Below are 12,754 nucleotides of genomic sequence, written 5' to 3' on the forward strand. Positions count from 1 at the left end.
GCACAGGTACGTCACTCTCTTCACTCTTCTTTCTCTAAGGACCAAGAACATGGCATCCCATCCCGAAGCCGCCGCTCTGTTGGCACGGTCGCACCGGCTCGGTGCTGATCCTCGTAATACCAACTACGCGGGCGGCAATGCCTCCGCGAAAGGCACCGACACCGACCCGGTGACCGGCGGTGATGTCGAGCTGATGTGGGTGAAGGGGTCGGGTGGGGATCTCGGGACGCTGACCGAGTCGGGGCTCGCCGTGCTGCGGCTGGACCGGCTGCGGGCGATGACGGAGGTCTACCCGGGAGTGGAGCGCGAGGACGAGATGGTCGCCGCGTTCGACTACTGCCTGCACGGCAAGGGCGGCGCGGCCCCGTCCATCGACACGGCGATGCACGGGCTGGTGGACGCGGCCCACGTCGACCATCTGCACCCCGACTCCGGGATCGCGCTGGCCTGCGCGGCGGACGGCGAGAAGCTGACCGCCGAGTGTTTCGGCGACAGTGTGGTGTGGGTGCCGTGGCGCCGGCCCGGCTTCCAGCTGGGTCTGGACATCGCGGCGGTCAAGGAGGCCAACCCGGGGGCGATCGGCTGCGTCCTGGGCGGGCACGGCATCACCGCGTGGGGCGACACGGCGCAGGAGTGCGAGCGGAACTCGCTGCACATCATCCGCACCGCCGAGGCGTTCCTCGTCGAGCGCGGCAAGGCGGAGCCCTTCGGGCCCGTCGTCGAGGGGTACACGGCCCTGGAGGCGTCCCGGCGCCGGGAGCGGGCCGCGGCGCTGGCGCCGTACGTCCGGGCCCTCGCCTCGCAGGACAAGCCGCAGGTCGGTCACTTCACCGACTCCGACGTCGTCCTCGACTTCCTCGCGAGCGCCGAGCACCCGCGCCTCGCCGCGCTCGGCACCTCCTGCCCCGACCACTTCCTGCGGACCAAGGTCCGGCCGCTCGTCCTCGATCTGCCGCCGACCGTGGAACTGGACGCGGCGATCGCGCGGCTGACGGAGCTGCACGGTGAGTACCGCGAGGAGTACGCGGCCTACTACCAGCGGCACGCGGACGCCGACTCCCCCGCGATGCGGGGCGCGGACCCGGCGATCGTACTGATCCCCGGTGTCGGCATGTTCTCCTTCGGCAAGGACAAGCAGACCGCGCGCGTGGCCGGCGAGTTCTACGTCAACGCGATCAACGTGATGCGGGGCGCCGAGGCGGTCTCGGCGTACGCGCCGATCGAGGAGTCGGAGAAGTTCCGCATCGAGTACTGGGCGCTGGAGGAGGCCAAGCTCCAGCGGATGCCGAGGCCGAAGCCGCTCGCCACCCGGGTGGCGCTGGTGACGGGGGCGGGCAGCGGGATCGGCAAGGCGATCGCCGAGCGGCTCGTCGCCGAGGGCGCGTGCGTGGTGATCGCCGATCTCCACGCGGAGAACGCCGCCGAGGTCGCCTCCTCGCTGGGCGGCCCCGACAAGGCCGTCGCCGTCACCGTCGACGTGACCTCCGAGGAGCAGATCGCCGAAGCCTTCAAGGCGGCGGTGCTCGCCTTCGGCGGCGTCGACCTGGTGGTGAACAACGCCGGTATCTCCATCTCCAAGCCGCTGCTCGAGACCACCGCGAAGGACTGGGACCTGCAGCACGACATCATGGCCCGTGGCTCGTTCCTCGTGTCGAGGGAGGCGGCGCGGGTGATGATCCAACAGAAGCTGGGCGGGGACATCGTCTACATCGCGTCCAAGAACTCCGTCTTCGCCGGTCCGAACAACATCGCGTACTCCGCCACCAAGGCCGACCAGGCGCATCAAGTACGGCTCCTTGCCGCCGAGTTGGGCGAGCACGGCATCCGGGTGAACGGCATCAACCCCGACGGGGTCGTGCGCGGCTCGGGCATCTTCGCGGGCGGCTGGGGCGCACAGCGCGCGGCGACCTACGGCATCGAGGAGGAGAAGCTCGGCGAGTTCTACGCCCAGCGGACCATCCTCAAGCGCGAGGTGCTGCCCGAGCACGTGGCGAACGCCGTGTTCGCCCTGACGGGTGGGGATCTGACCCACACCACCGGTCTGCACGTCCCGGTCGACGCGGGTGTCGCGGCGGCCTTCCTGCGATGAGCGAGCACGTGAAGAGCTTCGCCGCGGTCGACCTCGGCGCGTCCAGCGGGCGCGTCATGGTCGGCCGCGTCGGCCCCGAGGCGCTGGAGCTGACGGAGGCGCACCGCTTCCCGAACCGGCCGGTGCGGGTCCCCGAGGGGCTGCGGTGGGACATCCTCTCGCTGTACGCGGGGGTGCTCGACGGACTGCGGGCGGCCGGGCAGGTCGACTCCGTCGGCATCGACAGCTGGGCCGTGGACTACGGGCTGCTGGACGCCGACGGCGCGCTGCTCGGCAACCCGGTGCACTACCGCGACGCCCGCACCGAGGGGGTCGCGGAGAAGGTGTGGGCCACCGTGCCCGCCGCCGAGCTGTACGCGGTGACCGGGCTCCAGTACGCGCCCTTCAACACCCTGTACCAGCTCACGGCGGCCCGCTCGACGGTACAACTCGCCGCCGCCGAGCGGCTGTTGCTCGTTCCCGACCTGCTGGCTTACTGGCTCACGGGCGAGGCGGGCACGGAGATCACCAACGCCTCGACCACCCAGCTGATCGACCCGCGCACCCATGACTGGTCCCACGACCTCGCACACCGGCTCGGCATCGACCTCAAGCTGTTCGCGCCGCTGCGGCAGCCGGGCGACCCGGCCGGTCTGCTGCTCCCGCGGGTCCTGGAGGAGACCGGGCTGAGAGGCCCGGTCCCGGTGACGACCGTCGGCTCGCACGACACCGCGTCCGCGGTCGCCGCCGTCCCGGCGGCGGGCGAGCGGTTCGCGTACATCTGCACCGGCACCTGGTCCCTCGCGGGTCTGGAGCTGGAGCGGCCGGTCCTCACCGAGGCGAGCCGCGCGGCCAACTTCACCAATGAACTGGGCCTGGACGGCACGGTCCGCTATCTGCGGAACATCATGGGGCTGTGGCTGCTCCAGGAGTGTGTACGGGAATGGGGGCAGCCCGAACTGGGCGAGCTGCTGCGGGCCGCCGCGGAGGTGCCCGCGCTGCGGTCGGTGGTGGACGCGGGCGACACCGCCTTCCTGGCCCCCGGCCGGATGCCGGAGCGGATCGCCGACGCCTGCCGGGAGTCGGGACAGCCCGTGCCCAAGTCGCGTGCCGAGATCGCCCGTTGCATTCTCGACTCCCTCGCGCTCGCCCACCGCAGGGCGATCCGCGAGGCGGAGGCGCTCGCCGACCACCCGGTCGACGTCGTCCACATCGTCGGCGGCGGCACCCGCAACGAGCTCCTGTGCCAACTGACGGCCGACGCCTGCGGACTGCCGGTCGTGGCCGGCCCGGCGGAGGCCGCCGCGCTCGGCAACGTCCTCGTCCAGGCCCGCGCGCACGGTCTGGTCGGCGACCGTACGTCGATGCGGCGACTCCTCGACCGTACGCAGCCGTTGCGGCGGTACGAGCCCCGGGGCGACGCGGCGGCCTGGCGCGACGCGGAGGACCGGCTCACCCGTCCGTGAACGGCGACTCGCCCGTGTCCATGAACAGGGGCTCCCCTGCCGCTCGCCCTCCGCGTACCCTGCACTCATCCGATGATCGATTCCAAGGAGCTGCGATGCGTGTCGCCCTGTTCCTGACCTGTGTCAACGACACGCTCTATCCGGACACCGGCCGCGCCGTGGTGAAACTGCTGACCAGGCTGGGCGTCGAGGTCGACTTCCCGATGGCGCAGACCTGCTGCGGGCAGGCCCACTACAACACCGGTTACCGTCATGAGGCCGAGCCACTGGCCCGGCATTTCTCCGATGTCTTCGGTGAGTACGAGGCGATCGTGACGCCGTCCGGCTCGTGCGGCGCGATGGTGCGGGAGCTGTATCCGCGGATGGGTGAGCGGGCGCGGGCGGAGGGCCGCGGGGACACCCTCGCGGCCACCCTCGCCCCGGTCGTGCCGAAGACGTACGAGCTCACCGAGTTCCTGGTGGATGTGCTCGGCGTGACGGACGTCGGCGCGTACTACCCGCACACCGTCACCTACCACCCCACCTGTCACGGGCTGCGCAGTCTCGGGCTCGGCGACCGGCCGCGTCGGCTCCTCCAGGCCGTCAAGGGACTCGAACTGCGCGAGTTGCCGGGCGCGGACGAGTGCTGCGGCTTCGGCGGCACGTTCGCCGTCAAGAACCCCGATGTCTCGGCCGCGATGGGCGCCGACAAGGTGCGGGGCGCCGAGTCGACGGGTGCGGAGGTGCTGTGCGCCGCCGACAACTCCTGTCTGATGCACATCGGCGGCACGATGGCGCGGCTGGAGACGCGGATGCGGCCCGTGCACATCGCGGAGATCCTCGCCGGTACGGAAGAGGAGCCGAGCGCATGAGCGGTGGCACGTTCGTCGGTATGCCTGCGTTTCCCCAGGCGGCGCACGAGGCGGTCAACAACCCGACCCTGCGCGGCAATCTGCGCCACGCCACCCACACGATCCGCGCCAAGCGGGCGGTCGCCGTCGCGGAACTCGACGACTGGGCCGCGCTGCGCGAGGCCGGCAAGCAGATCAAGGACCACACGCTCCGTCATCTCGACCGCTACCTCGTGCAGTTGGAGGAGTCGGTCACCGCGGCCGGGGGCATCGTGCACTGGGCCGCCGACGCCGACGAGGCCAACCGGATCGTCACCGGCCTGGTGAAGATGACCGGGGAGAGCGAGGTCGTCAAGGTCAAGTCGATGGCCACGCAGGAGATCGGCCTCAACGAAGCCCTGGAAGCCGAGGGCATCCACGCCTACGAGACCGATCTCGCCGAGCTCATCGTGCAGTTGGGCAAGGACCGGCCCTCCCACATCCTCGTCCCGGCCATCCACCGCAACCGCGGCGAGATCCGCGACATCTTCGCGCGCGAGATGGGCGAGTGGGGCCGCCCGGCGCCGGAAGGCCTCACCGACACGCCCGCCGAACTGGCCGAAGCCGCCCGACTGCACCTGCGCGAGAAGTTCCTGCGCGCGAAGGTCGGCATCTCCGGCGCCAACTTCATGGTCGCCGAGACCGGCACCCTGATGGTCGTGGAGTCCGAGGGCAACGGCCGGATGTGCCTGACCCTCCCCGAGACGCTGATCTCGGTCGTCGGCATCGAGAAGATCGTGCCGACCTGGCAGGACCTGGAGGTCTTCCTCCAGACCCTCCCCCGCTCCTCGACCGCCGAGCGCATGAACCCGTACACCTCGATGTGGACGGGCACCAGGGACGGCCGCGCCGGGGAAGGGGACGGCCCCCAGACCTTCCACCTGGTCCTCATCGACAACGGCCGCACCGACACGCTCGCCGACGAGGTCGGCCGCCAAGCCCTGCGCTGCATCCGCTGCTCGGCGTGTCTCAACGTCTGCCCGGTGTACGAGCGCGCGGGCGGCCATGCCTACGGCTCGGTCTACCCCGGCCCTATCGGCGCGATCCTCAGCCCCCAACTCCGGGGCACCGCAAGCGAGATCGACGCCTCGCTCCCGTACGCCTCCTCGCTCTGCGGCGCCTGCTACGAGGTCTGCCCGGTCGCCATCGACATCCCGGAGGTCCTCGTCCACCTGCGCGAACGGATCGCCGAGGGCGGTCAGGTGACGCGGGAGGGCAACAAGGTCGTCCTCAAGCCCGCCAAGGGGCACGCCGCCGAGCGGGCGGCGATGCGGGCGGCACGCTGGGCGTTCAGCCACCCCGGCGCGCTGCGCACCGGCCAGCGGCTCGTCTCCCGGACCCGCCGCTTCCATCCACGCTCGCTGCCCGGTCCGGGCAAGGCGTGGAGCGGCACCCGGGATCTCCCGACAGTGCCCGCGGAGCCGTTCCGCGACTGGTGGCAGCGTACGCACGGAAAGGACACGGACAAGTGAGCAGCAGGGATCTGATCCTGGGGCGGGTGCGGCGCGCGCTCGCCGACGTGCCGCGGGACGACACGCCGTACGAGCAGGCCATTGAGCGGGGGTACCTGCGCGAGCACGGGGGGCGGAGCGTCGAGCAGACGGTGGATCTGCTGGCGGAGAATCTCGCCGACTACCGGGCGATCGTGCACCGTACAGACGCGGAAGAACTGCCGTACCTCATCATGCGGCTGCTCGCCGAGCGGGGACCCCAGTACGTGCTCGTTCCCCCGGGGCTCCCGCCGGAGTGGATGTCGGCAGCCGATCCGACCCGCGTGCACGACCGCGCCGTGAGCACGCCGCACGAACTCGACAAGGTCGAGAGCGTGGTCACGGGCTGCGCGCTCGCCATCGCCGAGACCGGCACCCTCGTTCTGGACGGCGGCCCGGACCAGGGACGCCGTCGCATCACGCTGGTCCCCGATCACCACATCTGTGTCGTCCGCGTCCCCGACCAGGTCGTCTCCTCCGTGCCCCAGGCCCTGGAGCGCCTGGATCCGACCCGCCCGCTGACCTGGATCTCAGGCCCGTCGGCGACCAGCGACATCGAGCTCGACCGGGTCGAGGGGGTGCACGGTCCGCGCACCCTGGAAGTGGTGCTGGTGAGCGGGGAGTGACCTGCCCGGTTAGGACCTGTCCGGCGGATCATCCCGCAGACGCGGGGCTTGGCACGCCCACCAGCGTCGATGAGGTATCCCCCGTTTCCTGCGGCCTGATCCGCCGGACAGGCCCTAGCGTGAGGGGATGATCCGGTTCGAACAGGTCACAAAGCGCTATCCGGACGGCACGACGGCCGTGGACGGCCTCTCGTTCGAGGTCGCGGAGGGCGAACTCGTCACGCTCGTCGGCCCGTCGGGCTGCGGCAAGACGACGACCATGATGATGGTGAACCGGCTGATCGAACCGACCTCGGGCCGCATCTTCGTGAACGGTCAGGACGTCGCCACGGTCGACCCGGTGCGGCTGCGGAGGCGGATCGGGTACGTCATCCAGCAGGTGGGCCTGTTCCCGCACCGGACGATCCTCGACAACACGGCGACCGTGCCGACGCTCATCGGCTGGAAGAAGGCGAAGGCGCGGACGCGCGCCGCGGAGCTGCTCGATCTGGTGGGCCTGGACCCGAAGACGTACGGCTCGCGCTATCCGGAACAGCTGTCGGGCGGCCAGCGCCAGCGGGTCGGGGTGGCCCGGGCGCTCGCCGCCGATCCACCCGTACTGCTGATGGACGAGCCCTTCGGGGCCGTCGACCCGGTGGTCCGGGAACAGTTGCAGGACGAGTTCCTGCGCATGCAGGAGGCCGTGCGCAAGACGGTGCTGCTGGTCACGCACGACATCGAGGAGGCGGTACGGCTCGGCGACCGCATCGCGGTGTACGGGCAGGGCCGCATCGAGCAGTTCGACACGCCGGGGGCCGTGCTGGGCACCCCGGCCACTCCCTATGTCGCCGAGTTCGTCGGCGCCGACCGCGGGCTGAAGCGGCTGTCGGTCACCGACATCGAGCCCGGCGACCTGGAACAGCCGCCCGTCGCCCGCCTGGACGAGCCCGCCGAGACGGCGGTCGCCCGCTTGCGCGCGCAGGGCGCGCGATGGGCGGTCGTCCTGGACGCGGAGGACGATCTGCACGGGTGGGTGGGCGTCGACGAGTTGGCGGCGGGCGGGTCCGTCGGCGACCGCGCCCACCGCATGCTGCACTCTCCGGGGGACACCCCCGGACCCCCGGCATGGGTCCCGGTGGGCGCCCCGCTGAAGCAGGCCTTCAGCGTGATGCTCCAGCACGACGCGGGCTGGGTCGCGGTACTGGACGGGACCCGCTTCCTCGGCGTGCTCACCCCGGCGAAACTGCACGAGGCGCTGCGGCGGTCGGTGGACGCGGATGCGCGGGGGGTGCGGCGGGGGCAGGTGTCGTTCGACTCGATCTCCGATGCGTGAGCGCTCCGCTGGGTTGGGCGGGGGGTGCGGGTTGTTCGGCGGTGCGGGTTCGACGTGGCTGGGCGCGCCGTTCCCCGCGCCCCTCGGAGCGCCCCTTTGGGGCGCCCCCGGCACGACTCAGGGCAGGGCGTTCTGCAGGTCGACGAGCACGGCGTGTGCCAGCTCGGCCGCTCCGGTGCCGGCGCCCGCGGCAGCCCCCGTGGCCGCGCCGGCCGCCACCGAGGCCAGTACGGCCCTGATCCGGCCCAGCAGACCGCGCAGGCGTCCCACGTCCGGCTGGGACCGGGCGGCCTCCGCCAGAGCGGCCTCGGCGTCCTGGCGCACGGCGGTCTCGTCCTCGGCCGCCAGGCCGAGCGTCTCCAGCGCCGCGAGCAACGACCGTACGGCCTCGGCGAGCCGGGCGCTCGCCCCGTCGCCGGCCGTCACGTACTGATGCTGGGTCACGTGGTGACCGCCGATCGCGATCTGGCTGCCGTGAATGGGCCCGTGGAACTGGGCACCGCCCGACCTCGTCAACGTGCGCCTCCTGAACCGGAGTTCTCTTCCGTCGCGCCAGCGAAGACAGCATCAAGGCGAGCCGCCAGGGCCGCCAGACGGGCGGTGAGCGGGGCGCCGCCGAGCTGCCCGGCCAGGCAGGCGAGGATCTGCTCGACGGCCCTGCGGACACGTTCCTCATGGATCGGGGGGCGGGCCAGCTCCACCTTGATCACCGCCGCGGCCTGCCGAATGACGTACTGCGAGTAGAGGTCGAGCCCCAGCCGATCGACTTCGACCCGCAGCGTTTCCACCACCTGTACGGGGTCGGCACGCCGCGCGGGCCGGAACTGCGCCCGGTACAACTGCTCGGGCCGTACGTCGGTCCGGTTCTGGGTCACATTCCCTTGGGAGTTGATCGCCACCTGGCTGTCGGTGATGGGGCCGAAGACATACACCAACGGAGTCGTCGGCTCGTCGGGACGCAGGCGGCTGATCTGCTCGGGACCCGGCTCACGGGCCAGGCGCAGCAACCTGTCGTAGTCGGCGTAGTCGATGAGCGGGAGCACGTCCGAGTTGTCTCGCACGCGCCGAACCTCCGGTACCCGACTGGTGGGCTGCCTCGCCGGCGGCTCAATCCCTTGTCCCTGGCTGGTCGGCTGCCTCGCCGGCGGCTCTACCTCGTGCCATCGACTGGTCGGCAGCCTCTCCGACTCGGTCTCGGTGGTGGGCCGGGACGTGGCCTTGGCCTGAGTAGATTCGCTCCGAGTCCGGAATCGCGCACTGCCCATGTGAACCCCCCGTGGCAAAGCATCCCTCTCAAGCGTAGCGAGCCAAGGGCCGGGAGGAAGGCCTCATCCGGCAACGGAACGGCGCAATCTGGCCACTTCCGCACACGTGTGTCCCTCCGATGCGAGGGCACCCGTTCCGCGGGAGGTCCACATGAACGCAAGTGCGACGGCACGGACCGGACGCATCAAGGCTCGGCGCGCGGCGAGGGGCTCGGGGGTGGAGTACGCCGCCCGGGCGGGTCTGACCGCGCGGGGCGTGATCTACCTGCTGGTCGGTGTGCTGGCGCTGCGGATCGCCTTCGGGGACGGGAAGAAGCAGGCGGACCGCAACGGTGCCGTCGCGGAGATCGCGCGGCAGCCCTTCGGCGCGGTGCTGCTGTGGGCGCTGGCTGTCGGCCTCGTCGGCATGGCGTTGTGGCGGCTGTCCGAGGCGTGCTTCGGTTCCGCCGGGCCGGACGGCCGGGCGGCGAAGAAGCGACTGCTGTCGGCCGTGCGCTTCGTGTTCTACGCGTTCGTCGCCTACTCGGTGCTGTCGTTCGCGGCGGGCTCGGGCAGTGGCGGCAAGGGTTCGAGCGACCAGCAGTCGCGGGATGTGACGGCCGAGGTGCTGGATCTGCCGGCGGGGCAGTGGATCGTCGGAGCCGCCGGAGTCGGCGTCGTCGTGGCGGGTCTGCTCATCGGCGGGCGGGCCGTGTTGCGCAAGTACCACAAGAAGCTGAGGCTCGGTCAGATGTCGGCGCGCACGCGGCGGGTGGTGGATGTGACCGGCGTGGGCGGTGGCGCGGCGCGCGGGCTGGTGTTCGCCGCGGCGGGGTGCTTCGCCGTGCGCGCGGCGATCGACTACGAACCCGACCGGGCGAAGGGGCTGGACGACACGATCCGCTCGTTCGCCCACACCCCGGCGGGACCGTGGCTGCTGGTGTGCGTCGCCGCCGGACTCGTGCTGTTCGGTCTGTTCTCCTTCGCGATGGCGCGCTGGCGCCGGGTCTGAGGGCGTCTGAGGGCGTCACTTCAGCAGACCCTTGTCCTTCAGATAGGTCCGCGCCACGTCCTCGGGCAGCCGTCGCCAGCTGTCCACCTGCCGGTTCATCGATGCCAGGTCCGCGGTGGTGAGTACGTCGTTGAGCTTGCCGAGTGCCTTGGTGACGCCCTCGCTGCCGGCCCGCGAGCGGTTGACGACGGGCACGATGTAGTCGGCGTTCTGCAGGTGTTTGTCGTCGGCGAGGAGGACGAGGCCGAACTCGTCGAGCGTCGCGTCCGTCGTCGTGGTCAGGAGCATCTGGTCCTGACCGCTCTGCACGGCCCGCTTCGCCTGGGTGGTGCCCACGCCCTTCGGGTCGACGCCGGTGATGTCGATGCCGTACGTCTTCTTCAACCCCGGTTCGCAGTAGGGACGTTGGACACACTCGTCGCCCGCCGCGAGCCGCACCGGAAGATGGGACGCGCCGAGGTCGCTGAGCGTCTTCAGGTGATGCTGCCCGGCGTATGCCGCCGTCACCGCGAAGGCGTTCTGGTCGACGGCCCTGCCGGGGTCGAGGACGGTGAGGCCGCGCGGTGTGGCGAGCGACCGGAGCGCCTTCATCGTGGTGGCGAGATCGGGTGAGCCGACGGGCGGCGCGTCCGCTCCGTGGGTCTTGGCGTTCAGCCAGTCGGCGAAGGTGGCCGCGTACTCCGGTACGACGTCGATCTGGCCGGATTCCAGAGCGGGTTCGTAGAGTTCGCGGTTGGCGACCGTCAGCATGGAGGTCTTGTATCCGGCCTGGTCGAGCAGCAGCGCGTACATCTGGGCCAGCAGGTCGCTCTCGGTGAACCCGGCCGAGCCGATGGTCAGATGCTTGCTGTCGCCGGGCGGCGCGGTGACCGCACCGCGGTTCTCCAGGGACGGCCCGGTGCCGCAGCCGGTCAGCAGGACCGGGCTCAGCAGGACCAGGCTCAGCAGGGCGCCGCCTCGCCTCATCGGATGCCCCTCGCCCAGCGCGGCGCCAACCGTTCGGCGATCTCGAAGATCCCCTCGACGACCAGGGCGAACGCGGCGACGAGGATCGCGCCGGCGACCACCTGCGGGGTGCTCGCCAGGTTGAAGCCCGCGGTGATGATCCGGCCGAGTCCGCCGCCGCCCGCGACCGCGGCGATCGTGGCGGTCGCGACGAGTTGGACCGCGGCGATCCGTACGCCGTTCATGACCATCGGGAGCGAAAGCGGCAGTTCTACGTGAAACAGCATCTGTCGGCCGGTCATCCCCATGCCTCGCGCCGAGCGCACCACGCTCCGGTCGACCTCGCGCATCCCGACGTAGGCGTTGGTGAGCAGCGGTGGTACGGCGAAGAGGACCAGCGCGACGACGGTCGGACCCTCGCCCCACTTGCCGAGCGGGGTGAGCAGCAGGAGGACCAGTACGGCGAAGGTGGGGACGGCGCGGCCGATGTTGGAGATGTTGACGGCGAGCGCGCCGCCCTTGCCGAGGTGGCCCAGGACGAGGGCGACGGGCAGCGCGACGAGGCAGCTGATGACGAGGCAGACGACGGTCAGGACGAGGTGCTGGGCGAGGCGGTGCCAGACGCCGTCGTCCCCGGACCAGTGCGCGGGGTCGCCGAGCCAGTCCCAGGCCCCGGTCAGGGCGTTCATCCGCGGGCCGCCCGGGTCCAGGGGGTGATGAGCCGCTGCACCGCGAGCAGAAGGAGGTCCGCGGCGACGGCGATGACGACGCAGAGTACGGACGCGGTGAGGACCTGCGCCTTGAAGTAGGTGTTCATGCCCGCGTAGATGAGATTGCCGAGTCCCCCGAAGCCGACGATCGCGCCGACCGTCACCAGTGAGACCGCCGAGACGGTGGCGATGCGCAGTCCGGCCATCGAGGCGGGCACCGCGAGCGGCAGTTCCACGGTGAGCAGGAGGCGGACGGGCCCGTATCCCATGCCGCGGGCGGCCTGCCGGGTCTCCTCGGGGACGGCGCGCAGGCCCGCGAGGATGTTGCGGACGAGGAGGGTCAGCGAGTAGAGGACGAGTCCGGAGACGACCAGCGTGGCCGACAGCCCGTACACGGGCAGGAGCAGCGAGAACATCGCGAGGGACGGAATGGTGTAGAGGATCGTGGTCACCGCGAGGACGGGTCCGGCCGCCCAGCCCCAGCGCCGGGCCAGGACGGCCAGCGGCACCGCGATGACGAGTCCGACGAGCACGGAGACCGCCGTGAGCTGGAGGTGCTGGACGACCGCGTCCAGGAGGATCTGGCGGCGCGTGCTCAGATACTCACCGCAGATCCACTCGTTGCGGGCGAGACAGTCGTCCGGGGGCGCGGTCACGCGTCCATTCCATCGGGGGCGGGCGGGAGTCGGCGCGTTCTGGTGACCCGTACGGGGTGTCGCTGAGGACACCCCGCGCTACGGGTTCTGCGCCCCATGTGGGTCGCGCGTCCGCTCCGTAGCGTCGTGAGCGAGGCACAGGGCGTGCCGGACGAAGAGTGATGACGACGTTCCGCCGCACCTCGCGACGTACGAACGAATCGGAACCCGCCCAGAAGGCACTACGGCTGGTCGAGGTCGGCAAGACCTACATGTGGGCGCGGTCCGCTACTGGCACCTGCCCGGCCGAGTGGCCACGATGGACTCCAAGGACGACGGTTTCCGCCGCCAGGATCCAGGCCCCGGAGGGGACGATG

12 protein-coding genes are annotated in these 12,754 nt (G+C 71.1%); 7 read left to right on the forward strand and 5 right to left on the reverse strand.

The genetic code is table 11. The features are described from left to right. Positions 1-49: 49 nt before the first annotated feature. The 6 genes from ACZ7M3_RS10820 to ACZ7M3_RS10845 all read left to right on the forward strand — a co-directional run bounded on the left by ACZ7M3_RS10820 (position 50) and on the right by ACZ7M3_RS10845 (position 7,831). Positions 50-2,089, forward strand: a complete 2,040-nt coding sequence (locus tag ACZ7M3_RS10820; protein WP_472062385.1) for a bifunctional aldolase/short-chain dehydrogenase — start codon at positions 50-52, stop codon at positions 2,087-2,089. After that, on the forward strand, positions 2,086-3,534 hold the full coding sequence (locus tag ACZ7M3_RS10825; RefSeq protein ID WP_472062387.1) for a rhamnulokinase: 1,449 nt from the start codon (positions 2,086-2,088) through the stop codon (positions 3,532-3,534). Before ACZ7M3_RS10820 ends, ACZ7M3_RS10825 begins: the two co-directional genes overlap by 4 nt. Positions 3,535-3,629: 95 nt before the next feature. Next, positions 3,630-4,385 (forward strand): (Fe-S)-binding protein, encoded by a 756-nt coding sequence (locus ACZ7M3_RS10830; RefSeq protein WP_472062389.1) that lies wholly within the window; start codon positions 3,630-3,632, stop codon positions 4,383-4,385. Next, the gene (locus ACZ7M3_RS10835; protein ID WP_472062390.1) at positions 4,382-5,875 is read left to right on the forward strand and encodes a LutB/LldF family L-lactate oxidation iron-sulfur protein; all 1,494 of its coding nucleotides are present in this window, start codon (positions 4,382-4,384) and stop codon (positions 5,873-5,875) included. Before ACZ7M3_RS10830 ends, ACZ7M3_RS10835 begins: the two co-directional genes overlap by 4 nt. Next, positions 5,872-6,519, forward strand: coding sequence for a LutC/YkgG family protein (locus ACZ7M3_RS10840; protein WP_328511240.1), 648 nt, complete (start codon positions 5,872-5,874; stop codon positions 6,517-6,519). Before ACZ7M3_RS10835 ends, ACZ7M3_RS10840 begins: the two co-directional genes overlap by 4 nt. A gap of 127 nt (positions 6,520-6,646) precedes the next feature. Beyond that, positions 6,647-7,831, forward strand: a complete 1,185-nt coding sequence (locus ACZ7M3_RS10845; protein ID WP_097223755.1) for an ABC transporter ATP-binding protein — start codon at positions 6,647-6,649, stop codon at positions 7,829-7,831. A gap of 117 nt (positions 7,832-7,948) precedes the next feature. Here ACZ7M3_RS10845 and ACZ7M3_RS10850 read toward each other — a convergent pair whose 3' ends face one another. Beyond that, positions 7,949-8,347 (reverse strand): hypothetical protein, encoded by a 399-nt coding sequence (locus ACZ7M3_RS10850; RefSeq protein ID WP_472062393.1) that lies wholly within the window; start codon positions 8,345-8,347, stop codon positions 7,949-7,951. Continuing rightward, positions 8,344-8,892: a hypothetical protein gene (locus tag ACZ7M3_RS10855; RefSeq protein ID WP_472062395.1), complete on the reverse strand. Its 549-nt coding sequence runs from the start codon at positions 8,890-8,892 to the stop codon at positions 8,344-8,346. The genes ACZ7M3_RS10850 and ACZ7M3_RS10855 overlap by 4 nt, the downstream gene beginning before the upstream one ends. A 355-nt stretch (positions 8,893-9,247) precedes the next feature. Between ACZ7M3_RS10855 and ACZ7M3_RS10860 the strand changes: the two genes are divergently transcribed. Continuing rightward, entirely contained in the window at positions 9,248-10,087 is an 840-nt protein-coding gene (locus ACZ7M3_RS10860; RefSeq protein ID WP_472062397.1) for a DUF1206 domain-containing protein, read from the forward strand. A gap of 15 nt (positions 10,088-10,102) precedes the next feature. On the opposite strand, the gene ACZ7M3_RS10865 is transcribed toward ACZ7M3_RS10860, so the two are convergent. Genes ACZ7M3_RS10865 through ACZ7M3_RS10875 form a run of 3 tightly spaced genes read right to left on the reverse strand, consistent with a single transcriptional unit; the run spans position 10,103 to position 12,398 of the window. After that, the gene (locus ACZ7M3_RS10865) at positions 10,103-11,053 is read right to left on the reverse strand and encodes an ABC transporter substrate-binding protein (protein WP_351295840.1); all 951 of its coding nucleotides are present in this window, start codon (positions 11,051-11,053) and stop codon (positions 10,103-10,105) included. Next, positions 11,050-11,721 (reverse strand): ABC transporter permease, encoded by a 672-nt coding sequence (locus tag ACZ7M3_RS10870; RefSeq protein WP_472062399.1) that lies wholly within the window; start codon positions 11,719-11,721, stop codon positions 11,050-11,052. The genes ACZ7M3_RS10865 and ACZ7M3_RS10870 overlap by 4 nt, the downstream gene beginning before the upstream one ends. Beyond that, on the reverse strand, positions 11,718-12,398 hold the full coding sequence (locus ACZ7M3_RS10875) for an ABC transporter permease (protein WP_095851008.1): 681 nt from the start codon (positions 12,396-12,398) through the stop codon (positions 11,718-11,720). The genes ACZ7M3_RS10870 and ACZ7M3_RS10875 overlap by 4 nt, the downstream gene beginning before the upstream one ends. Between the last annotated feature and the right edge of the window lie 356 nt (positions 12,399-12,754).

The organism is Streptomyces sp. NPDC111656 (assembly GCF_055656965.1).

Bases quoted from the DNA above. Each gene is read 5' to 3' on its own strand.
- ACZ7M3_RS10845 (WP_097223755.1), top strand. From the start codon at position 6,647: ATGATCCGGTTCGAACAGGTCACAAAGCGCTATCCGGACGGCACGACG.
- ACZ7M3_RS10835 (WP_472062390.1), top strand. From the start codon at position 4,382: ATGAGCGGTGGCACGTTCGTCGGTATGCCTGCGTTTCCCCAGGCGGCG.
- ACZ7M3_RS10830 (WP_472062389.1), top strand. From the start codon at position 3,630: ATGCGTGTCGCCCTGTTCCTGACCTGTGTCAACGACACGCTCTATCCG.
- ACZ7M3_RS10870 (WP_472062399.1), bottom strand. From the start codon at position 11,721: ATGAACGCCCTGACCGGGGCCTGGGACTGGCTCGGCGACCCCGCGCAC.
- ACZ7M3_RS10865 (WP_351295840.1), bottom strand. From the start codon at position 11,053: ATGAGGCGAGGCGGCGCCCTGCTGAGCCTGGTCCTGCTGAGCCCGGTC.
- ACZ7M3_RS10825 (WP_472062387.1), top strand. From the start codon at position 2,086: ATGAGCGAGCACGTGAAGAGCTTCGCCGCGGTCGACCTCGGCGCGTCC.
- ACZ7M3_RS10820 (WP_472062385.1), top strand. From the start codon at position 50: ATGGCATCCCATCCCGAAGCCGCCGCTCTGTTGGCACGGTCGCACCGG.
- ACZ7M3_RS10860 (WP_472062397.1), top strand. From the start codon at position 9,248: ATGAACGCAAGTGCGACGGCACGGACCGGACGCATCAAGGCTCGGCGC.